The organism is Pseudoalteromonas sp. 2CM39R (assembly GCF_023161845.1).
Map to the genome: position 1 here is coordinate 45,994 of NZ_JALNTM010000007.1, position 21,833 is coordinate 67,826.

Below are 21,833 nucleotides of genomic sequence, written 5' to 3' on the forward strand. Positions count from 1 at the left end.
TTAAAAGCAACTCGCCTTTATGAGGTTGCTGATAATTTGTTGAGAAGGCTTTATTTTTTCCATCGCTAAATATTCATCGGGCTGATGCGCTTGGTTAATTGAACCCGGTCCCATGACGATGGTTTCACAACCCAGTTGTTGTAAAAATGGTGCCTCAGTACAGTAATTAACAGCCACCGCTTTTTGCCCTGCTATATTTTCGGCTAGTTTAACTAACGCGCTGTCTGTGCTTCCTGTAAATGCTGGAATTGGCTCATGTAAATCAATCACACTGACCGAATTAGGGTATTGCTGATTTATATCGTAGGTTGCATCAAGCAGCAATGCTTGCAGCTCTTGTACACTTAAGCCAGGAAGAGGGCGCATATCAATGTGCATTTCACAGCAACCGCAAATCCGATTTGCATTATCGCCCCCATGAATATTACCTAAATTGAGCGTTGGGTGAGGAATTTCAAAGTGATTTATTGAATATTTATTCTTAAGTTGTTCTTTTAAGATTAGCAATTTTGTAATCACTTTATGCATCACTTCGATGGCGTTAAGACCCCGTTCGGGATCTGAGCTATGTCCTGAACGGCCGACAACTCTTATTGCTGTACTCATATGACCTTTATGAGTAAATACTGGCGTCATATCAGTAGGTTCACCAATAATACAGCGACTTGGCTTTAAATTTGGGTGCTTACAGATTTGTTGTGCGCCAGCCATAGTGGTTTCTTCGTCTGCGGTGGCTAATATTAAAATTGGTTGTGTTTGTTGCTTTTCATCAAGCTCACTAATAGCCTGCAGTACAAAAGCAAAAAAACCTTTCATATCAATGCTACCTAAGCCAAATAGTTTGTTATCTCGCTCAGTTAATTTAAATGGGTTGTGATTCCAACGACTATCATCAAATGGCACCGTATCAGTGTGACCTGCCAGCATTAAACCGCCGTCGCCTTGACCGCGTTTTGCTAATAAGTTGTAGCGACCTTTGTTGCCTTTTAATTCTATTATTTCACAGGTAAAACCTAAGCTTTCACACCATTGCGCTAGCAATTCAATGACACTTTTATTACTCATACATAAATGATCTTCAATGGCACTGATAGAGGGGGCAGCAATCAATTGCTGGTACATCGAAATAAATGACGGCAGAGACATAAAAAGTTCCAAAATAAGTATTCATTTTAATTGCATAACAATATAAAAGTATTTATGATGAATATCAATTCACTTTTTAAGCATAAATATATTAAAGTTACGCCATGAAAACAATACGACGATAGTTATCACTCATAAATTTAATCTGTTTGGCTGGGTTATACCCTAGTGTAAACAAACAACATGGAATGTGGTCACTAATTTTAGATAAAGAGTAAATAATGAACGTAGTAATTATAGGTGCCAGCGGTTACAGCGGCGCAGAACTGGCTAGCTTAGTAGCAAAACATCCAACTCTTTCGCTAACTGGTTGTTATGTATCAGCGCAAAGTTTAGATAAACATAAATTGCTTAGTGAATTGTATCCTGAGCATTTAGGATTACTTGATTTACCTCTGCAGCCACTAAATGAACATGCACTTGCTGATATCACTCATTCAGCAGATTACGTTTGTCTGTGCACCGATCATAAAGTAAGTGTGGATTTAGCGCCTCAGTTTTTAGCGATGGGTAAAAAGGTATTTGACCTTTCCGGTGGCTATCGTCTTGCAAGCAATGATGATTACGTTACTTATTATGGTTTTGAACACCAACACCCAGAACTACTTAATCAAGCGGCTTATGGTCTTGCTGAATGGAATAGTAAAGCCATTACTGATGCTCAGTTAATTGCTGTTGCTGGCTGCTATCCAACGGCTGCATTAAATGCATTAAAGCCTCTTCAACAAGCGTGCTTGTTGAGTGATGAAAAAATTATTATTAATGCGGTTTCTGGCGTAACTGGCGCAGGGCGAAAAGCCAGCATCGGTACGCATTTTTGTGAGGTATCACTTGCACCCTATGGTTTGTTTAATCACCGTCACGGGCCTGAAATACAACAGCACCTAGGTCATGAGGTGTTATTTACTCCTCATTTAGGTAATTTCCCGCGCGGTATTTTAGAAACTATTTATGTGCAATTAAAGCCAGGTGTGGCCAGTGAGCAAGTAGCTAAAGCTTATCAAGTATTGGCTGATGAGCCATTAATTCGTTTGCTTGGCAGCAAAATCCCTTCGATTAAAGGGGTGGCCAAACAACCTTATGTAGATATTGCGTGGCAGCAGCAAGGCTCACAGTTAATAGTAATGGCAGCAATTGACAACTTATTAAAAGGGGCAGCTGGTCAGGCCTTGCAATGTATTAATTTATCAATGGGGCTTCCCCACACTACAGGTCTAATAGGAGCGTTTAGATGAGCAGTAAAACGTGGGTTATTAAACTCGGTGGTGCAGTACTCAATACTGAAAATGCCGCTAAAGCATTATTTGAAATACTCAACGAGCAAGATGATGCTCAGTTTGTGATTGTGCATGGTGGTGGCTCATTAGTTGATAGCTGGTTAAAAGAGGCTGGTTTTGCCAGTGCTAAACACCAAGGTTTACGTATTAGCCCTAAAGAACAGATGCCTTATATTGTTGGAGCCCTTGCGGGTGCGGCAAACAAACAACTCATGGCGCAAGCAATTAGTGTTGGTCATAAGCCGGTGGGGTTAAGTTTATATGAAGCAGGGATCACCGCCTCGCAAAAATTAAAAGCATTGGGTCAAGTAGGTCAATGTCACAACAATGCTGATTCTATTATTAATGATTTACTCAGTGCTGGCCGGTTACCAATCATCAGTTCTATCGGCTTTGATGAGCAGGGCTTGTTATACAACGTTAATGCCGATGAAGCAGCCGCCGCAATGGCAAATAATTTAAATGCAGAACTTATTTTTATGACGGACGTAGAGGCGGTACTTGATGCCAATAAGCAGCCTTTACATCAACTTGACACAAAACACATTGATACTTTAATTGCAGAGGGAGTAATTTTGGGCGGGATGGAGGTCAAGGTTAAGACCAGTCTTCACGCTGCCCAACATTTACGACGCGGTGTGTACATTTCCAGCTGGCAAAAGCCAGAAAACTTAACTGCTTTGCTGCAAGGCGAGCATGTCGGAACTAAAGTAACACCATAGGTTGAACATGTTTAAAGATTTTTTAACGGGTCTAGAATTAGACCAACAAGGCGCACTAAATTTATTAAAGTTAGCGCAAGATATTAAAGAAAGCCCAAGTAAATATAGCCAAGTGCTAGCTGGTAAGTCAGTGGTTACTTTGTTTGAAAAGCAAAGTTTACGTACTCGCCTTTCATTTGATATTGGTATAAACCGTTTAGGGGGCCATGCGGTTTACCTTGACCAACAAAATGGTGCAATGGGCGCCCGCGAATCAATAAAAGATTTTGCCTTAAATATTTCGACTTGGGCAGACGGGATTGTTGCGCGGGTTAATCAGCACAGTACGTTAACGACACTCGGTGAGTATTCATCCGTTCCTGTGATTAACAGTTTGTGTGATTTATATCACCCATGCCAAGCATTAGCTGATTTTTTAACGCTACAAGAAGTACATGGTGATGTTAGCCAGTTAAAGCTTGCCTACCTAGGTGAGGGCAATAATGTAACGCACTCATTAATGCTATTAGCCGCTACTTTAGGAACAGACTTTGTCGCTGTAACACCAAAAGGCAGCTCACCTGATTCGCAAGTACTTAAAAAAGCAGAGCAAATAGCAGCGATGAATGGCGCTTCTGTAATGGTAAGTGACAGGGTTGAGGCTGCAGTAGGCGCTAATGTTGTTTACGCCGATACCTGGGTATCAATGGGGGATACAACTCCTCTTGAGCAAGTAAAAGAAAAATACATGCCTTATCAATTAAACCAGGCATTGTTAGAAAAAACCGGTGCAACTACGGTATTACATTGCCAACCGGCACACCGTGAGTTTGAAATTACTTCTGAGGTAATGGATGGCCCTGCATCAAAAATTATACAGCAAGCAGAAAACCGCATGCATGCGCAAAATGCGCTATTAGTTACATTGTTAAATCCAAATTTTGTTAAGGAACACCTATGAGTTCAATTAAAAAAGTCGTTTTAGCCTATTCAGGTGGTCTTGATACATCGGCTATCGTGCCATGGTTAAAAGAGAACTACGGCTGTGAAGTTATTGCCTTTGTTGCCGATGTTGGCCAAGGAGCTGAAGAACTTGAAGGCGTAGAAGCTAAAGCTATAGCGTCTGGTGCATCTGAGTGTTACGTGGTTGATTTAAAAGATGAGATGGTAAGCGATTATATTTACCCAACGCTTAAAACGGGTTCTATATATGAAGGGACTTATTTACTTGGTACTTCTATGGCGCGTCCAATCATTGCTAAAGCGCAAGTTGAAATTGCACGTAAAGTAGGTGCCGATGCACTTTCTCATGGCTGTACGGGTAAAGGTAACGACCAAGTACGTTTTGAGTCATGTTTTGCCGCACTCGCACCTGATTTAAAAGTGATTGCGCCATGGCGTGAGTGGGATTTATCAAGCCGTGAATCATTGCTTGATTACCTAGCTGAACGTGACATTCCATGTTCTGCGTCAGCAACTAAAATTTACAGTCGTGATGCTAACGCATGGCATATTTCTCACGAAGGCGGTGAACTTGAAGACCCTTGGTGTGAACCAAGTGAGCAAGTATGGACCTGGACTAATTCACCAGAGCAAGCACCTGATAAAGCTGAACACGTCACTTTATCGGTTGTTGAAGGTGAAGTAGTTGCTGTAAATGGCGAAGAGCTTAAACCTTATGATTGTTTAGTTAAATTAAACGATATTGCATCACCTCATGGTGTGGGCCGTGTCGATATTGTAGAAAACCGTTTAGTGGGCATGAAATCGCGTGGTTGTTATGAAACGCCAGGCGGTACTGTGATCATGGCAGCGCTGCAAGCTATTGATGAGTTAGTACTTGATAAAGCGAGCCGCAAATGGAAAGAAGTACTCGGTGGTGAATTTTCACACTTAGTCTACGACGGTCGTTGGTTTACGCCGCTAAAAGATTCTATTTTAGCCGGTGCAGAAGCGCTGTCTACATTAGCAACGGGCGAAGTGGTACTTAAGCTTTATAAAGGCCAAGTCACTGCGGTTCAGAAAAAATCACCTAACAGTTTATATAGCGAAGATTTTGCTACCTTTGGTGAAGACGATGTTTATGACCAATCGCACGCAGAAGGCTTTATTCGTTTATTCTCGCTATCAAGCAGAATTTCAGCATTAGCTAAAAAGTAATTTTTTATGCCCCTTGGAATTAAGGGGCTATTATCGGGTTTGGAGAAATTTCATGGCATTATGGGGCGGACGTTTTTCTACGGGTCCAGATGAAGCGTTTAAACAGTTTAACGATTCACTTCCCTTCGATTATCAATTAGCAGAGCAAGATATAATTGGCTCTGTTGCATGGGCTGGCGCACTAGAACAAGTGAATGTGTTATCTAGTGATGAGCACAAAAAGCTGGTATCGGCACTTTATGAGTTATTTGAAGAAGTAAAAGCAAATCCACACGCTGTTGCCACTTCAGGTGCAGAGGATATTCACTCGCATGTTGAAGCTGCACTAATTGAAAAAGTAGGTGACTTAGCTAAAAAGTTACACACAGGCCGAAGCCGTAACGACCAAGTTGCTACCGACTTTAGACTCTGGTGCCGCGATACCGCCGATCATATTTTAAAAGCGATTGCGCAACTTAAAGCAGAGTTTATTGGCTTAGCTGAACGTGAGCTTGGCACAATATTACCAGGTTATACCCACTTACAACGTGCACAACCGGTGTTATTTAGTCATTGGTGTATGGCTTATGTAGAAATGCTTGAGCGTGATGAAAGCCGACTAAAAGATGCCCAAGCACGAATGAATTATTGCCCACTCGGCAGTGGTGCACTTGCGGGCACTGCATACCCGATTGATCGCCATGCACTTGCACAAGGGCTAGGATTTACTGGCGCGACTAAAAATAGTTTAGATGGTGTATCTGATCGTGACTTTGTTGTTGAACTATTAAGCTGTGCGTCTATTTCGATGATCCACTTATCGCGGATGTCTGAAGACCTGATTTTTTATAACTCGGGAGAAGCTGGCTTTATTGAACTGGCCGATAATGTGACCTCGGGTTCATCTTTAATGCCACAGAAAAAAAACCCAGATGCATTAGAGCTAATTCGCGGTAAAACTGGCCGGGTGTTTGGTGCGTTTAGCGCAATGATGATGACTCTAAAAGCACTACCGCTTGCCTACAATAAAGACATGCAAGAAGACAAAGAAGGCATTTTTGATGCCATGCCAACATGGCTTGCGTGTATTCATATGGCACAAGCGTGTATCAAAGGTATAAAAGTGAAAGCAGATAAAACCCTTGCAGCGGCAAAAGGTGGCCACGCGAATGCAACCGAACTTGCTGATTACTTAGTCGCTAAAGGAGTGCCGTTCAGAGAAGGGCATCATATTGTTGGGGTGTTGGTGCAATTAGCTATTAGTGAAGGTAAAACGTTAGAGGAGCTTTCACTAGAGCAGTATAAATCAGTAAACCCCGTGTTTGAAGATGACGTGTATCCGGTACTTGAAATTGACGCCTGTATAAAAGCGCGCCAAGCGCTTGGCGGTACATCATTAGAGCAAGTAAGCAAAGCGGTGAAAGACGCGAAAAAAAAACAGCAAATAACGGTTCGTGATGCCAACTTAGATGACGTAGAAGCAATTGCTAAACTCGTACAGCACTGGGCAACAGTCGGCGAAAATTTACCGCGAGCTAAAAGTGATATGGTGCACTCAATTAATGAGTTTGCCGTAACCGAGATAGACGGTCAGGTATCGGGTTGTGCTTCACTTTATATTTACGACACAGGGTTAGCTGAAATACGTTCATTAGGCATTGATCCTAAAAGCGCAGTAACGGGGCAGGGACGAGAACTGGTTGAACACTTATTAGTGAAAGCCAAAAAGTTGGCACTCAAGCGTGTCATTGTTCTGACTCGTGTACCTGACTTTTTCGAAAATCAGCGGTTTAGTTTCTGTAATAAAGAGAGCCTACCTGAAAAAGTAATGAAAGATTGCGAGCTATGTTTACGCAAAGAAAACTGTGATGAAGTCGCAATGGAATATATGTTAAAGCCAAGTAATAGCATGGAGATCCCCTGTAAAAACGTGGCTTGAGCAATCCCTAGGATAAAAAACGCACGGTGACCCCGATGCGTTTTTTTTTGAGTAAAATAAAATGATTTTTAAATCTTTACGTTGAAAAGTTAAGGTTGGCATGTTGTTTGCTTTATTTTTGTGTAACGTGTTCATTAGTCAATTAACTAACATATGCAGTACGTTACAGCAGTTACTTAGTACTGCTTAAGGTGGTGTGATTTAAATTTGCGCCAATAATAAATTTAATACTCAAAAGGATTAATTACATGCAAATTTCAGCTAATAGCCAAGTACAAATGCAAGCATACAATAAAACGCAACAATTAAAGCCTGCAATGGAACAAACTGCTAGCCCTAAAACCCTACAATCTGATACAGTAAGCTTTTCTAAAGAGGCGATGACGGCTGCTACTGCGGATTTACAGCGAGGTGGTGGTACTGTTATACCAACATGGAAACCTAAATAATTATAAAGGTTTTAAATGATTTTAACTGAGCTTTTTGGGTTGTTCTCACTGTCTGCTTTTACGATGTGGGGATTTCTAATGACTTTCTTTTTTAATGTATTTGTATATTCATTAGATGTAAAAAGGGGAACAACTCTCTTACTCAGTTCATTTGTCATGATGGTATCTTATACCCTTTCTGATTATTTTTATACGTGGCTATCGATGAAAGATTCAATTTATCTTGATTGGGCCATGTATGATATTGTCACGATCATCGCTCTCGCATGCATGTATAAAATTATAAAGAAAACAACCCCATCTTTTATATATTTAATTATTGGTCTATCAATAAATTCAATCCTTTTTCTTTGCATGTATCTAGATATCTATATATTAAAAAACAAAGAACCATGGTTTTTGTGGGATGCTTATACATATACAGTTAATCTTGTAGACTTCATTATGATAGTTGTATTAATTGTTGATAGAGATTTCTTGGGATTACATAAGTTCAAAAAGAAAATACTACCATCATTTCAAAGACCAAAAATAGCAAGGGATTGTAACTAAGTTGTATATCGATTACAGCATGGTTGATTACGTAAGTGCCTTCACTCAATGGGGTTTTTTAATGGCGTTTTTATACTCACTTGTTTCGAGTATAAATAAGGCAGACAAGTCGTTAACATACTTAGCCGCTATTATGTTTTCCTCTTACTTTTGTAGTGATTTTTTTCCGATATTAGAAAATGTATATTTAGATTGGATCCTCTTCGATTATATAACCATTTCTATTATTCTCATTTTATTGAATTTCTGCCTTAAAGCTCCCCTCGCTAGCTATTATATTATCCCAGGCTTACTAATAAATAGTCTGCTAACATTTTTCATTTATTATGACCTATTTGTACGTGATAATATTGATGAATGGTGGCTTTGGAGTGTTTACTCTTTAGGAGTAAATTTTATTGATGTATTAATGATTATTTCTTTGGTAATAAATACAAATATCTTAAAAAAACGACAGGTAAAAAAGCAACTTAATTTAGCTATTCGAAATAATCCTTCAAATGGATAATTTTTTGCTCAACCCATATGTATCTCTTTACCTCGGCGCATTTGTTCAGTGGGGCTTTTTAATGGCTTTTTTATACTCATTAGTAACGAGTATAAATAAACCCAAAAAAGAGGCCTTATGGCTGTCACTGATAATGTCAGTTTCATATTCTTCCAGCTTGTTTATTGATATTCAAAACATTTCTTACATGCAACTATTACTTTTTGATCTAATGACTATTTTGGCTATTTTGGTTGTAAGTAACTTCTTAAATAAAAACATTATATCTTCTTATCTATTATTAGGGCTAAGCATAAACTCACTGTTATTTTTTGGCATGCATCTGGATGTATTTGTTTTTAGTAACAGCTCACCATGGTGGTTCTGGTCATTTTATTCTTTGGGAATTAATCTTATGGATTTTATGATGATAGCCATTTTCTTTATCAATAAAGACTTTTTGAGAGTAGTGAAATTTAAAAATTGGCTTGTAAAAATTAGTATTAATAAGGCTATTATTAATGGCTGATTTTCTTTGGCAGTTAGTCGCGATTTTTGATTATATGTCGATTTTTATAACTTGGTTATTTGTAATCTCTTTTTTGTATAACCTATCGACAAGTATAAACAATCGCAATAAAAACCTTTTGCTTCTCTCTTTTATTATGATGCTATCTTACACTTCAAGCATGTTTATTGATCCAACTACAGAGACACCTCATCTTAAAATGTTTATGTTTGATATAGTGACTATTGTTTTGCTAGTTATTTGGGGATACTTTATTAAGGGCAAAATTATTCCTGTTGCTTTTTATTACCTTATTGTAGGGCTTAGCTTTAATGCACTCATGTTTTTAGGTATGCATTACGATGTCAGCATGCAGGATAATACCGATTACTGGTGGTTTTGGGCGCTTTATGCAATAGGTCAAGTTGTCAGTGATTGTGTTATGGCGGTAGTTTTAATCATAAATAAAGACGTATTAAAAATACTCTGGTTAGGGAAGAAATTTAAAGGCCGTTTTATTTTAGGAGTCTAAAAGTAGCGTCTCATTTATACGCTACTTTCTGAAAAAATTATTAATGCTTGGTTTTCCCTAGCCTCGACTGCAATGCTTTCATTACTATGCTATCAACAAACTCACTCACATCCCCGTTATGGCGTGCAACTTCTTTTACGAGCGTTGATGATATAAAGGTGTTACGCTCAGCAGGTGTTAAAAATACACTTTCTAAATCAGGGTTTAAACGGCGGTTCATATTTGCGAGCTGAAATTCATAATCAAAATCAGAAACCGCTCTTATACCTCTAATCAATACATTTGCGTTATGGTCACGAGCGAGATCAGCCAGCAGTCCTGAAAAGCCAATCACTTTTACATTATCTAAATGGCTTAAAATTTCATTTGCTAAATCAACGCGTTCTTCTAAAGTAAAACACGGTTTTTTACTCGGGTTATGAGCAATAGCAACAATAACGGTATCGAACATTTTAGCCGCACGCTGAATTAAATCAGTGTGGCCGTTGGTAAGAGGGTCAAATGTGCCTGGGTAGATTGCGGTCACTTTCATAATATTTACTGTGTTATTATTTTTAGCCGTAGTGTAGCAGTGTTTAGTGTGCAAAGCAGCCTTGTAAGTAAATTGTGAAGAACTTCATGCCTTGATTGTTTTAACGCTGACTATTTGTTTATACTAGTGGATTGTTTTAATGCAGCATCGTATTTTCGAAAATTGAGTAATGAGTATATGAATACCAAGGATAAAATAATTCAAACCAGTATTTCATTGTTTAATGAACATGGTGAAAGAGCAATATCAACTAATCATATTGCATCGAGTTTAGGCATGAGTCCGGGTAATCTTTACTACCACTTTAAAAATAAAGAAGACATTATTCGCCATATATTTGCACTTTATCGTGATCATTTAAGTACTCACTTTAAGCCAGTTGATAAAGGCGACGATGCTTTTGAGCATCTTGGCCCTTATTTAGATTCGCTATTTGAATTAATGTGGCGCTATCATTTTTTTTACGACAACCTTGGCGATATTCTTGCTCGCGATAGCCATTTAAAACAGGGTTACATTGATTTTCAGCAGGAATTACTTGAGCAGGTACGTAACATCATTTTGGCCTTGCGGGATAGTGAAATTATTGCCATTGATGAACAAGATGCCATTGAACTTGCTCATACGCTAAAATTAACGGTTAGCTTTTGGACACCCTATATGAAAGCAAGAAGACTAAGTGGTGTGCTGGTTGAACAAGATATTTACCCTGGCATTGTAAAAGTACTGACTTTATTTAAGGCTTACAGTACAGAAAAAAGCGCAAATAAAATTAATCAGTTAAGAGACAAGTACGCACTTTTAGCAAATGCTGCCCCCCAGAATCCTTAAGCCTGTTGAGTTGGTTAGTTCCTAGGCGTTAAATTTTTTGCTATAATTCGCCGCGCCCAATGCCTGGGTGCGCGAATTCCCGCAGTCTAAGAGTTGAACTATGCTTAAATTTATCGTCAAACTTCACCCTGAAATAGCCATCAAAAGCCGTTCAGTCCGTAAACGCTTTACCAAAGTGTTAGAAAATAACATTAAAATTGTATTGCGTCGTGTTGACGAAAAAGTACAAGTACGTAATAACTGGGATAATATTTCAGTTGTTACAAAACTAGATGATGCTCAAACTCGCCTTGATTTTATTGATAGCTTGCAGCGCATTCCTGGCATCGTACAGTTTATTGAAGTGACCGAAACAGACTTTAAAACCCTTGATGACATCTATCAAAAAACCATTGCGTTAGTTGGCCACACTATTATTGGTAAAACCTTTTGTGTACGTGCTAAGCGCATAGGTCAACATGATTTTACTTCAACTGAATTAGAGCGCTACGTTGGTGGCGGGCTTAATCAACATGTTGAAGGAGCTCGAGTAAAGCTAAGCCGTCCTGAGGTAACAATTCGTTTAGAAATTAAAGACGAAAAAGCCTACATAGTGACGCAAACCCATTTAGGAATGGCGGGCTTTCCACTGCCAACACAAGACGATGTATTATCGCTTATGTCTGGTGGATTTGATTCTGGCGTTGCCAGTTATCAGATGATCCGTAAAGGCGCTCGTACACACTTTTTATTCTTTAACTTAGGTGGTGCTGCCCATGAAATTGGGGTTAAGCAAGCGAGCTACTATCTATGGAAACAATACAGCTCTACACATAAAGTTAAGTTTATTACTGTTGATTTTGAACCGGTTGTTGCTGAAATTTTAGAAAACGTTGAGAACAGCCAAATGGGTGTTGTGCTTAAACGTATGATGATGCGAGCGGGTAGTGCCGTTGCTGAAAAACTAAATATTCAAGCTTTGGTAACGGGTGAAAGTATAGGTCAGGTGTCTAGCCAAACCTTAGCTAACTTAAGTGTTATTGACCGTGTAACCGAAACGCTGATTTTACGCCCTCTTATCCAACATGATAAGCAAGAGATCATTAATATAGCGCGCCAAATAGGCACTGCAGAAATGGCAGAAACGATGCCTGAATACTGTGGTGTGATCTCTAAAAAGCCGACGGTTAAAGCCAAAATTGAAGTCATTAAAGCAGAAGAAGAGAAGTTTGATTTTGACGTATTAGATACCGTTATTGATAACGCCCGTGTTATGGATGTGCGCGATATCGATGTTGAAGCTAAGCAAGAGCTTAAAGAGGCTGAGTCAGTTACAGAGTTACCAGAGGGAGCGGTTGTTGTTGATATTCGCTCACCTGAGGAAGAAGATGCCGCTCCGCTTGAAATTGATGGTATTGAAGTTATTCATTTACCGTTTTTCCGTTTAGCAACTAAGTTTGGTGATTTACCTAAAGGCAAAGACTATTACTTATATTGCCAAAAAGGGGTAATGAGCCAGTTACAAGCGCTTATTCTTCACGAAGAAGGCTTTACCACTGTAAAAGTCTATCGTCGTTAATGGCTAAATATTTTAAAAGCGCGGATTTATTCCGCGCTTTTTTTTGCCAAAATTTCAGCGAGTAAAGCGTCGTTATACGGGGTCGCAATATTATGTTGCTTGCCTTGTTCACTAATATAACCACAAATTGCCATGATCTCAGTTTGCCTATTATGCAAAACGTCTTGATGCATAGATGAGTAATTCTCTGCGGTTAAACTCATCACCTTATAGGCGCGCTCGAGGGCATCAATAAGCTTAATATTAAGTTTAAGCGCGGTCGCAGTGTGGCACGCTTCAGTTAATAAATTAATAATTGAGCTATTGAACTGTGGCGCACGCAACTGGCCGTTTTTTATATTGTACAGAGCGGTTAATGGGTTTATAGCAATATTAACCAGTAGCTTTTCAAACCGCAGTTGCTCAATATTGTTGCTGACAATTAATTGCGGAATAGTGTGTAATTGTACACTAAGCTGTTGAATATTTTGCATAGCTAGTTGATTACAGCCCCCTAATACACTTTGCCCGTTTCCGGTATGCTGCACAATATTAGGGTTTGATTTGAACCCAGCCATGCTAGTGGTTAAAAAGTACAACGACTGCTGCTTTGTTAACTGTGCATTTAATTGTTCAACATTACCCATGCCATTATGACTCAGTACAATATGGGTATTATTACCAAGATAAGGCTTTACTTGGGCATAGGCTTGTTGCACTGCAAACGCTTTAACTGTGAATAAAACAATGTCAAACTCGGGAGCTTGGGCTAATTGCTGTTGTGAGATGAAAGTAGCGTTAATTTTTTCTGAAGGGGCATCACCACGGCTATAAAAGCGAGTGTTAAGGGTGCCTTTTTTAGTAAGAATATTAACAGTGTGATGTTTCGCTAAGAAATAGCTAAATAACAAGCCAATAGCACCATCACCAACAACAAGTATGTTAGCCATAACGCTTCTTTTTACGTAGTGTTAATAGGGCTTTAGCTAAAAAGTAGCTCGCCGCACCAATAAAGTCGGCAACAAAATCGGCCAGTGATGCTTGTCTGTAAGGGAGGCTATCTTGCATAATTTCTATTGCGGCACCATAGCCGGCTAACAGCAATATTTGTGCATATAAAGGCAGTTTAAAGGCTTTATCCATTATAATGGCAAGTAAAAAGAAAATACCAAAATGCGCCACTTTATCTACATGCGGAAATAAGTTTGCAGCCCCTTTTACCTCTTTAGCAAATAAGAAGGTAAATGCGACAATACTAATTAAAAAAATAGCTTGGTAAACACGCCTCGTCACGAAGAATCCTAAAATCGTATAAAAAAGAAGCCTCAGTATATCAAACTAAATTAGTATCGCACCTGAACAAGATGCAGAAAAATGTAAAGGTTTATCATTTTAACGTTATAATTGCCGCATAAAATTAAGATTAGCTAGTTAGGAGAACATCATGCCTTCATTTGATATTGTATCTGAAGTAGAAATGAACGAAGCACAAAACGCGGTTGATAATGCCAATCGTGAATTAGAGACACGATTTGATTTTAGAGGGGTCGATGCCTCAATTGAATTAAACGATAAAACAATTAAATTAAAAGCTGAAGCAGATGCTCAGGTTATGCAGTTGTTTGATATTTTAGCTGGGAAAGTTTCTAAGCGTGGAATGGACGTTGCGAGCCTAGAACTACAAGATATTTCTCGCGCAGGCAAAAATGTTTTTCGTAACGTTGCACTAAAGCAGGGTATCGAAAAAGATATGGCTAAAAAAGTAGTAAAAGCCATTAAAGATTCTAAAGTAAAAGTGCAAGCGGCTATTCAAGGCGAAGAAGTACGCGTAACGGGTAAAAAGCGTGATGACTTACAAGCTGCTATGCAAGTTGTACGCACTGCCGATTTAGGTCAGCCATTTCAGTTTAAAAACTTCCGCGATTAATTTATTGTTTCGAGCTAGGCACTATAGGCGCTTAGTTCAAAGCAACATGTATTTAGCCAAACACGCTATATTGTTTGGCTTTTTTATTTTTGAATCTATGATAATTACCGAACCCCGAACCCCGAACCCCGAACCCCGAACCCCGAACCCCGAACCCCGAACCCCGAACCCCGAACCCCGAACCCCAAAAATCAAATTGTAGATGTTTAGACGTCCGTTGACATTTTTAAGTAAACAGATAACAATAGCAGCCTATTTTCAAGGTGCTTGCTAAACACTTCAAAGGTGTGATTTTTTTAGTAGGATAATCGGGAAGTTGGTGCGTTTTCATTGATGAAGTCAATCCCAACACTGCCCCCGCAACGGTAAAGTTATGCTGTATTTTATTATGGTAACTGAGTCCGGAGACCGGCCTTGATGTAATCTTACTTACTAACATCTTTGCGGTGGGCAGAGATAGGGAACATCATGATAAATAAAACTGCATTGGGTGTGGCTATTTCGGCGGCACTGTCTTTTTCTGCATCTGCAGAACAAACCATTGAAAGAATAACCGTTACTGCAAATAAATTTGAACAACCTATAAATGATGTATTAGCAAGTGTGGCAGTTATCGACCGCGCTGATATTGAAAAAGCGAATTACCGAGACTTACCTGCAATATTAAATACCATAGCTGGTATTGATATTGTCCGTAACGGCGGATTAGGTCAAAAAGCAGATATATTTGTTCGCGGTGCTAGCGCTAAATATGCCTTAGTATTGGTTGATGGCGTAAGAGTGAGCGATGCAAGCTCAGGTAGTGTATCGCTAACTAATATTCCAGTTAATAGTATCGAGCGTGTTGAAGTTATTAAAGGTGCCAGAGCAGCTATTTATGGCTCTGATGCGGTAGCCGGAGTAATTAATATCATTACCCGTAAAGCCTCAAATAATACGCTTTCGGCTAATTTGGGCAGTCATAGTTACAGTAATTATCAGCTTGCTGGTGGGCTTGCAAAAGAGGCGCTTAGCTTTAATTATAATCTAGGCTATGAAGAGACAGATGGTTTTGATGTTACTGGCAAAGATCCTGTGGCTGAATATACCAAAGATCACGATGATGATGGCTACAAAAATAAAAACATTGGCTTTAATTTAGCGTATGAACTGGCTGAACTAGGTGAGTTGAGCTTACAGTCTCAGTACAGTGAAGGTGAAGCGCAGTATGATAACGCATGGGGTAACGATGCCTACGATTTTGAAAACTATACCGCTAAGCTAGGCTGGAAAAAAGCCTCAGAAGTATATACCCAAAGTACTTCATTGAGTGTATCGCAAGAAGAAAATACTCAAACTGGCACCGATGTTCAGCAAGTGTATAGCACAGAGCGTGTTGAGTTTGAATACCGAGGGCTTTATAGCCTAACGAAAGAGCTTGATTTATCAGGTGGTTTTAATTACTTGTCTGAGGATTTATCAAACTCTTCAGCAACGTCATCAGAAGAAAAACGCGATAATAACGCATTGTTTATAGGCGCGTTTTATAGTCATGAACAATGGTTAGCAAATGCGGTTATCAGAACCGATGATTATGACTTCCATGGCCGCGCAAATACTTACAGTACTGGACTTGGATATAAAGCGAATCAGTATGTAACGGTACGTTTAAATCATGGCACCGCATTTAGGGCGCCGTCTTTAATTAATGCGTTTGTGACTAACAGCCCATACTACCTGCCAAATAATAATATTAAGCCTGAGGAAGCCTTAAACAATGAGTTTGGTGTTACCCTAGAAACTCAATGGGGGCGTTATGATATTGCTCTTTTCGATAACCGTATCAATAATTTAATTAGTAATAATTATGATGCGGACTCAGGTAAATATATTGCAACTAACATAGATAAAGTATCTATGCAGGGGCTGGAAATGTCGGCTGAGTTTTCCGTGTTAGGCTTTGAACACTCTGTTAATTTTAGCTTTTTAGACGCTACAGATGAAAAGACGAATACGGATTTACCACGCAGACCTTCAGAATCGTTTAATTATCAACTCGCCAAATCATGGGGCGATTTTGATGCCAGTTTAGATATGCAGTATCGCTCATCGCGTCCATCAATTGCGTATTATGATTCTGAACTCGCTGGCTATACGGTATTTAATTTAGCAGCCAATTACCAGTTGCTCGATAATTTGTCGTTAGCTGCTCGAATAGAAAACATTACTGATAAGGAATATTTTACTGCGGCAACAGGGTTTGCTGCCAGTGGTGAGCTATTAGGTTATAACAGCGCAGGAAGAACTTTCTTTGTGGGGGCAAATTACCAGTTTTAATTGTCACTTTTAGTTGCCGAAAAAGAAATAGCCCAGCAAATTGCTGGGCTATTTGGTTAGAGCTTTAATGTGTTTTTACTCAGATAAAAACTCGCTAAATTCGGTTTCAAACTTGTGCAATTTAGGTGCAATTAAAATACTACAGTAGCCTTGTTCTGGGTTTTCATTGTAGTAGTCTTGGTGAAAACTTTCAGCAGGGTAAAAAGTGGTTGCTGGGCTTACCTCTGTTACTATAGGCTCGCTAACATGAGTTTGCAGCCCTGCAATAACGGCCTGTGTTTGCAATTGTTGTTGCTGATCATGGTAATACACAACGCTGCGGTATTGAGTGCCTATATCGTTACCTTGGCGGTTTAACTGGGTAGCATCATGCAAAGTAAAAAACATTGCGAGTAGGGTTTCAAAGCTTATTACACTTGAATCAAATTCAACGTTAACCACTTCGGCATGTCCGCTATTGCCTGTGCAAATGGCTTTGTAGGTTGGGTTATCAGTGTGCCCGCCTGTGTAACCAGAACATACACTGAGTACCCCTCTAACACGCCTAAATGCTGCGTCAATACACCAAAAACAGCCGCCGCCGAGTGTTGCTACCTGTGTGGTCGAACTCATAAGTACTTCCTCAATTATATGGTTATATGCACCAAAATAGCGCCGTAACTGCTAATTACGACGCTCAGAGTGACTTAGATCTCTTTAAGTGGTTTTTCAGCTGCTTGTTTATCTAGCTTTTGCTGTAAAAACTCTGGTGATTGCGTGTTACGTGCCAAGGCATAATAAGCGGCTGGTACAACAAACAGAGTCAGTATGGTGGCAACCGTTACGCCGGTAAATACCACCACACCAATTACCATTCTACTTTCCGAGCCAGGCCCTGAGGCGAGTACCAAAGGTACCGCGCTCATAACTGTGGTTAGGGAGGTCATTATAATAGGACGTAAACGCTGGGTAGCGGCTTGTAAAATAGCTTCACTAAATTCCAACCCTTTATCACGTAACTGATTGGTAAATTCAACAATCAGAATACCGTTTTTAGCGCTTAACCCGATGAGCATCACAATACCAATTTGGCTGTATATATTGAGTGTTAAGCCCATACTCCACAGGCCAAACATAGCACCCATTAGCCCAAGTGGAACGGTGAGCATAATAACAAGCGGATGCATAAAGCTTTCAAACTGAGCAGCGAGTACTAAAAAGGTTACGGTCAATGCCAGCACAAACACGTAGGTCATGGCTGAGGCACCTTCATAAAACAATTGTGACTCACCTTTGTAATCAATGGCGCCATCAATGTCATTTTCTTCTGCGGCAATATTGTTTAAAAAGTTTAGTGCTTGTTCTAGCGTATAGCCATCAGCTAAGTTGGCACTTAGAGTAATTGCACGCATACGGTTATAGCGGTTTAAACGCGAGGCGGTGGCTTCTTCTTTCAAGCTTATAAGGCTGTCGAGTGGCACCAATTCATTGCTGCGAGATTTAAGGTAAATATTTGAAATATCAGTAGGGTTTGCAAAGTCTTCTTTAGTTCCCTTTAAAATTACATCGTACTCTTCACCGCGGTCAATAAAAGTGGTTACACGGCGTTGGCCAAGCATGGTTTCAAGTGTACGTCCCACATCTGAGACTGATACGCCTAAATCAGCGGCTTTATTTTTATCAATACTGACTAAAAATTGTGGGAAGGTTTCTTTATAATCATGATCAATGCGCACTAACCCAGGGTTTTTCTCTGCACGTTTAATAATTCTATCGCGCCAATCAGCTAGCTGAGCATAATCATTACCTTGTAAAACAAACTCTATCGGTCGCGATGAACCACCACCGCCAATACCACGGCGCATAATTGCAAAAGCACGTACATCGGTGACCTCTTGCATTTTACCGCTTATTTCATCCATGACTTCCCAGGTTGAACGTTTGCGTTTATCCCAATCCGCCATACCAACAATGGCTACACCACCACTGCCACCCCAGCCTGGAACTCGCACTAAAACTCGGCTTAGTTCGCCAGATTCAGAGTAAGGCATTAAGCGCTCTTCTATCTTTGCCATATTAGCGGCATTATTCTCATAGCTAGCGCCTTCAGGGCCATTCATAAGTACAAAAAAGGTACCACGGTCTTCTTTAGGGGTAAGTTCAGACGGTATTTGTAAAAATAGTGAATAACTAACAAACCCAGCCAAAACTAAGCTCAGCATTAAGCCCCATTTACGAGTCATGTTTGACGCTAAAGCGTTACGGTATCCATTTTCTAATTTAGTAAAAAAGCGATCCATTACTTGGCTAAACTTACTTTCTTTTTCAGAAGCTTTTAACACCTTTGAACACAATGCCGGAGAGAGTGTTAATGCAGTAATACTGGAGAAGAACACGGCTGCACTCACCGCCATTGCAAATTCTGTAAATAGTGCGCCTATTCGTCCTTCCATAAACACCAATGGCACAAACACCGATATAAGCACTAAGGTGGTGGCTATAATTGCAAAGCCTACCTCACGGGCGCCGCGATAAGCTGCTAACAAAGGCGGCTCCCCAAGCTCTATGCGGCGGTGAATATTCTCTAACATTACAATGGCATCATCTACCACTAAGCCTATTGCTAATACCAGTGCCAGTAGAGTTAATAAGTTAATTGAATAACCCATTGCTAATAAAAACATAAAACTACCGACTAAGGCGACCGGTACGGTGACCGCAGGAATAAGTGTGGCGCGAATATTACCTAAAAATATAAAGATAATAAGCACTACTAACCCCATAGAAATTGCTAAAGTTTTATAAACCTCATTAATTGATTCTTTGATAAATACTGAAGAGTCGTAACTGTCTTCTATAGTAGTGCCTTCAGGTAAATTACGTTTTATTTTTTCTAGTTCACTGCGGGCGTTATCAACTACTGTAAGGGTATTTGCTTTGGCTTGTTTAACAATACCCATACCAATCATATTACGGCCATTTCCGCGAAATAAGCTTTCATCATCGGCGGCTTCTAATTTTACGTCAGCCACTTCGCCTAGACGTACTAAATAACCATCTTCACCTCGCTTAATGACAAGGTTTTGAAAATCACGTTGGTTTTTATAGCTGCGTGCAGTGCGCACAGTAAAATCACGGTCTACCGATTCAATTTCACCCGCCGGAAGCTCTACATTTTCACTGCGAAGTGTTTGCTCTATATCACTAGAGGTAATGCCACGAGCTGCCATCGCTTGGCGGTTAAGCCATACTTTCATAGCATACTTTCGCTCTCCCCCAATACGCACATTTGATACACCATCAACAACGGCCAAACGGTCGACAATAAAACGCTGTGCATAATCAGAAAGCTGCAATGAATCCATGGTTTCACTGTTAAGTACAAACCACGCGATAGGGCTTTCGTCACTATTTGATTTTGATACTTCAGGAGGGCGTACTTGCTCTGGTAGGCTGTCTAATGCCCGTGCAACACGTTCACGTACATCGTTAGAGGCATCGTCTATGTCGCGGTTAATATTAAACTCAATGGTAATGTTTGAGCGGCCATTACGACTCGATGAGTTAATACTTTTAATACCCTCAATCCCCGAAATACGGTTTTCGATAACTTGGGTTATTTTTGTTTCAATAATTTCAGCAGATGCACCGGTATATTCAGTACTAATATTTACAATCGGTGTTTCAATATCTGGATACTCACGCAAAGGCAGCATACTAAAAGCAACTAAGCCAAAAGTGAGTAACAGTAAGTTAATAACAATCGCAAAAACGGGGCGTTTGACGCTAGTATCGGTAATTTTCACGTGTTACCCCTTAACGCTTACTTTGCTACCAGAGCGGATTTTGATTATTCCCTCGGTAACAATCTGCTCGCCGTTCTTTAACCCCTTGTCTATTGCAACCCAGCCATTATTTCTACTTGCAATATGTACCTCTATGCGATTAGCTATGCCATCTTCAATTTGAAAAACATAGTGTTTATCTTGCAGAGGAATAATTGCTTTTTCAGGCACCATGAGCGCTTGATTGCTGCTTAGCTCTAGTGCAGTTTTAAGTAGCATACCAGGGCGAAGTAAACCCGATTTATTAGCAAAACTAGCTGTTACTTCTACACTGCGAGTGATTGAATCAATACGTGAGCTTATATGGGTTACTTTACCGGTGAAGGTTTGATCAGGGTAAGCATCGTTTTGAGTGCGAACCGTCATTCCATTTTTCAGTTGAGCTAAATACTTTTCAGGCACTTTAAAATCAACTTTTATGATACTGATATCATCTAAGGTTGTAATTATCGTACTGTTACTAATATAAGCGCCTACCGATATTTCGCGTTTACCCAGTAACCCAGAAAAAGGCGCGGTAATAGCCATTTCATTGAGTTTAGTTTTGGCACTTTCAAGTTGAGCTTCGCTGGCATCAACACGGGCTAGCTGTTCTTCAAGTAACGACTTGGCAGTCGCTTGTGAGCGAGAAAGTTCGGTAAGCCTAGCTAATTGGCGTTTTTCTTCTTGTAAATTAATGCTAAGTTCTTTTACTGCAAATTGTTCTTGTTGGTTTTGCAGTTGCACTAATTTTTGTCCTTTGCTGACCAAGTCGCCGTCTTCAAAGTAAATGCTGGTGACATAATCGTTTTGTGCGCTTTTAATGTAAATAGCCTGATTAGCACGGGCACTGCCAATGGCTTCAATCATAATGGCATTTTCTTGCGACTCGACAGTGTGCGCAGAGACTTGTGTTGTCATTGCCGAGTAATCAGCTTGCTCGCCCTGTGATGCGGGCAAATATAAATAAACGCTAAAAATTATTAGTACCGAAATAATAAATGGAAATAGGGCTTTGCCGGATTGTTTAGAGTGCATTGTTTTCATACCTGAAAATAGATTATAAGTATTGTACGAAATCAGGACAAAAAAAGGCGGTTATGTATCTCATTAATTTGTGCGTTAGGCGTAAAAATAACTGATACTTAGTCATTGCG

At 39.8% G+C, this 21,833-nt stretch carries 19 protein-coding genes and 1 riboswitch; of the genes, 12 read left to right on the top strand and 7 right to left on the bottom strand.

The annotated features are described in order from the left end of the window. On the bottom strand, positions 1 to 1,146 hold the full coding sequence (argE, locus tag MTF66_RS16585; RefSeq protein WP_248527686.1) for an acetylornithine deacetylase: 1,146 nt from the start codon (positions 1,144 to 1,146) through the stop codon (positions 1 to 3). Positions 1,147 to 1,367: 221 nt separating this feature from the next. Between argE and argC the strand changes: the two genes are divergently transcribed. The 8 genes from argC (at position 1,368) to MTF66_RS16630 (ending at position 9,730) form a co-directional block, all read left to right on the top strand. Continuing rightward, positions 1,368 to 2,381 carry an N-acetyl-gamma-glutamyl-phosphate reductase gene (argC, locus tag MTF66_RS16590; protein WP_109875637.1) on the top strand — a complete coding sequence of 338 codons (1,014 nt, stop codon included), beginning with the start codon at positions 1,368 to 1,370 and terminating at the stop codon, positions 2,379 to 2,381. After that, positions 2,378 to 3,145, top strand: coding sequence for an acetylglutamate kinase (gene argB, locus MTF66_RS16595; protein WP_010391030.1), 768 nt, complete (start codon positions 2,378 to 2,380; stop codon positions 3,143 to 3,145). The genes argC and argB overlap by 4 nt, the downstream gene beginning before the upstream one ends. Before the next feature lie 7 nt (positions 3,146 to 3,152). Next, positions 3,153 to 4,085, top strand: coding sequence for an ornithine carbamoyltransferase (locus MTF66_RS16600; protein ID WP_010391031.1), 933 nt, complete (start codon positions 3,153 to 3,155; stop codon positions 4,083 to 4,085). Continuing rightward, positions 4,082 to 5,284, top strand: a complete 1,203-nt coding sequence (locus tag MTF66_RS16605) for an argininosuccinate synthase (RefSeq protein WP_076920188.1) — start codon at positions 4,082 to 4,084, stop codon at positions 5,282 to 5,284. Before MTF66_RS16600 ends, MTF66_RS16605 begins: the two co-directional genes overlap by 4 nt. 52 nt (positions 5,285 to 5,336) lie before the next feature. Beyond that, a complete protein-coding gene (argH, locus tag MTF66_RS16610; protein WP_010391033.1) occupies positions 5,337 to 7,202 on the top strand; it encodes an argininosuccinate lyase in 1,866 nt (621 codons plus the stop codon). 248 nt (positions 7,203 to 7,450) lie between these two features. Beyond that, positions 7,451 to 7,651 (top strand): hypothetical protein, encoded by a 201-nt coding sequence (locus MTF66_RS16615; protein ID WP_010391035.1) that lies wholly within the window; start codon positions 7,451 to 7,453, stop codon positions 7,649 to 7,651. A 1,052-nt stretch (positions 7,652 to 8,703) separates the two neighbouring features. Further along, positions 8,704 to 9,219 carry a hypothetical protein gene (locus MTF66_RS16625; protein ID WP_010391039.1) on the top strand — a complete coding sequence of 172 codons (516 nt, stop codon included), beginning with the start codon at positions 8,704 to 8,706 and terminating at the stop codon, positions 9,217 to 9,219. Further along, positions 9,212 to 9,730: a hypothetical protein gene (locus MTF66_RS16630; protein WP_248527688.1), complete on the top strand. Its 519-nt coding sequence runs from the start codon at positions 9,212 to 9,214 to the stop codon at positions 9,728 to 9,730. The genes MTF66_RS16625 and MTF66_RS16630 overlap by 8 nt, the downstream gene beginning before the upstream one ends. 40 nt (positions 9,731 to 9,770) lie before the next feature. Here MTF66_RS16630 and coaD read toward each other — a convergent pair whose 3' ends face one another. Next, a complete protein-coding gene (coaD, locus tag MTF66_RS16635; protein ID WP_010391041.1) occupies positions 9,771 to 10,262 on the bottom strand; it encodes a pantetheine-phosphate adenylyltransferase in 492 nt (163 codons plus the stop codon). Positions 10,263 to 10,439: 177 nt separating this feature from the next. Between coaD and MTF66_RS16640 the strand changes: the two genes are divergently transcribed. Beyond that, positions 10,440 to 11,093 carry a TetR/AcrR family transcriptional regulator gene (locus MTF66_RS16640; protein WP_010391043.1) on the top strand — a complete coding sequence of 218 codons (654 nt, stop codon included), beginning with the start codon at positions 10,440 to 10,442 and terminating at the stop codon, positions 11,091 to 11,093. A 100-nt stretch (positions 11,094 to 11,193) separates the two neighbouring features. Beyond that, on the top strand, positions 11,194 to 12,651 hold the full coding sequence (gene thiI, locus MTF66_RS16645; protein ID WP_075170684.1) for a tRNA uracil 4-sulfurtransferase ThiI: 1,458 nt from the start codon (positions 11,194 to 11,196) through the stop codon (positions 12,649 to 12,651). Between the two features lie 26 nt (positions 12,652 to 12,677). On the opposite strand, the gene MTF66_RS16650 is transcribed toward thiI, so the two are convergent. Continuing rightward, positions 12,678 to 13,580: a ketopantoate reductase family protein gene (locus MTF66_RS16650; protein ID WP_248527689.1), complete on the bottom strand. Its 903-nt coding sequence runs from the start codon at positions 13,578 to 13,580 to the stop codon at positions 12,678 to 12,680. Then, positions 13,573 to 13,923, bottom strand: coding sequence for a VanZ family protein (locus MTF66_RS16655; protein WP_008113182.1), 351 nt, complete (start codon positions 13,921 to 13,923; stop codon positions 13,573 to 13,575). Before MTF66_RS16655 ends, MTF66_RS16650 begins: the two co-directional genes overlap by 8 nt. A gap of 151 nt (positions 13,924 to 14,074) precedes the next feature. On the opposite strand from MTF66_RS16655, the gene MTF66_RS16660 reads away from it, so the two are divergent. Both MTF66_RS16660 and MTF66_RS16665 read left to right on the top strand, forming a co-directional pair. Continuing rightward, positions 14,075 to 14,557 carry a YajQ family cyclic di-GMP-binding protein gene (locus tag MTF66_RS16660; RefSeq protein ID WP_008466001.1) on the top strand — a complete coding sequence of 161 codons (483 nt, stop codon included), beginning with the start codon at positions 14,075 to 14,077 and terminating at the stop codon, positions 14,555 to 14,557. A gap of 266 nt (positions 14,558 to 14,823) precedes the next feature. After that, positions 14,824 to 14,989, top strand: a riboswitch (cobalamin riboswitch). A 36-nt stretch (positions 14,990 to 15,025) separates the two neighbouring features. Then, positions 15,026 to 16,873, top strand: coding sequence for a TonB-dependent receptor domain-containing protein (locus tag MTF66_RS16665; protein ID WP_138620789.1), 1,848 nt, complete (start codon positions 15,026 to 15,028; stop codon positions 16,871 to 16,873). A 75-nt stretch (positions 16,874 to 16,948) separates the two neighbouring features. Here MTF66_RS16665 and msrA read toward each other — a convergent pair whose 3' ends face one another. The 3 genes from msrA to MTF66_RS16680 all read right to left on the bottom strand — a co-directional run bounded on the left by msrA (position 16,949) and on the right by MTF66_RS16680 (position 21,714). Then, positions 16,949 to 17,485, bottom strand: coding sequence for a peptide-methionine (S)-S-oxide reductase MsrA (gene msrA / locus MTF66_RS16670; RefSeq protein ID WP_138620791.1), 537 nt, complete (start codon positions 17,483 to 17,485; stop codon positions 16,949 to 16,951). A 74-nt stretch (positions 17,486 to 17,559) separates the two neighbouring features. Beyond that, on the bottom strand, positions 17,560 to 20,658 hold the full coding sequence (locus tag MTF66_RS16675; RefSeq protein ID WP_055011618.1) for an efflux RND transporter permease subunit: 3,099 nt from the start codon (positions 20,656 to 20,658) through the stop codon (positions 17,560 to 17,562). A 3-nt stretch (positions 20,659 to 20,661) separates the two neighbouring features. Further along, on the bottom strand, positions 20,662 to 21,714 hold the full coding sequence (locus MTF66_RS16680) for an efflux RND transporter periplasmic adaptor subunit (RefSeq protein WP_138620793.1): 1,053 nt from the start codon (positions 21,712 to 21,714) through the stop codon (positions 20,662 to 20,664). Positions 21,715 to 21,833 lie beyond the last annotated feature (119 nt).

Bases quoted from the DNA above. Each gene is read 5' to 3' on its own strand.
- argE (WP_248527686.1), bottom strand. From the start codon at position 1,146: ATGTCTCTGCCGTCATTTATTTCGATGTACCAGCAATTGATTGCTGCC.
- argC (WP_109875637.1), top strand. From the start codon at position 1,368: ATGAACGTAGTAATTATAGGTGCCAGCGGTTACAGCGGCGCAGAACTG.
- argB (WP_010391030.1), top strand. From the start codon at position 2,378: ATGAGCAGTAAAACGTGGGTTATTAAACTCGGTGGTGCAGTACTCAAT.
- MTF66_RS16600 (WP_010391031.1), top strand. From the start codon at position 3,153: ATGTTTAAAGATTTTTTAACGGGTCTAGAATTAGACCAACAAGGCGCA.
- MTF66_RS16605 (WP_076920188.1), top strand. From the start codon at position 4,082: ATGAGTTCAATTAAAAAAGTCGTTTTAGCCTATTCAGGTGGTCTTGAT.
- argH (WP_010391033.1), top strand. From the start codon at position 5,337: ATGGCATTATGGGGCGGACGTTTTTCTACGGGTCCAGATGAAGCGTTT.
- MTF66_RS16615 (WP_010391035.1), top strand. From the start codon at position 7,451: ATGCAAATTTCAGCTAATAGCCAAGTACAAATGCAAGCATACAATAAA.
- MTF66_RS16625 (WP_010391039.1), top strand. From the start codon at position 8,704: ATGGATAATTTTTTGCTCAACCCATATGTATCTCTTTACCTCGGCGCA.
- MTF66_RS16630 (WP_248527688.1), top strand. From the start codon at position 9,212: ATGGCTGATTTTCTTTGGCAGTTAGTCGCGATTTTTGATTATATGTCG.
- coaD (WP_010391041.1), bottom strand. From the start codon at position 10,262: ATGAAAGTGACCGCAATCTACCCAGGCACATTTGACCCTCTTACCAAC.
- MTF66_RS16640 (WP_010391043.1), top strand. From the start codon at position 10,440: ATGAATACCAAGGATAAAATAATTCAAACCAGTATTTCATTGTTTAAT.
- thiI (WP_075170684.1), top strand. From the start codon at position 11,194: ATGCTTAAATTTATCGTCAAACTTCACCCTGAAATAGCCATCAAAAGC.
- MTF66_RS16650 (WP_248527689.1), bottom strand. From the start codon at position 13,580: ATGGCTAACATACTTGTTGTTGGTGATGGTGCTATTGGCTTGTTATTT.
- MTF66_RS16660 (WP_008466001.1), top strand. From the start codon at position 14,075: ATGCCTTCATTTGATATTGTATCTGAAGTAGAAATGAACGAAGCACAA.
- MTF66_RS16665 (WP_138620789.1), top strand. From the start codon at position 15,026: ATGATAAATAAAACTGCATTGGGTGTGGCTATTTCGGCGGCACTGTCT.
- msrA (WP_138620791.1), bottom strand. From the start codon at position 17,485: ATGAGTTCGACCACACAGGTAGCAACACTCGGCGGCGGCTGTTTTTGG.
- MTF66_RS16680 (WP_138620793.1), bottom strand. From the start codon at position 21,714: ATGCACTCTAAACAATCCGGCAAAGCCCTATTTCCATTTATTATTTCG.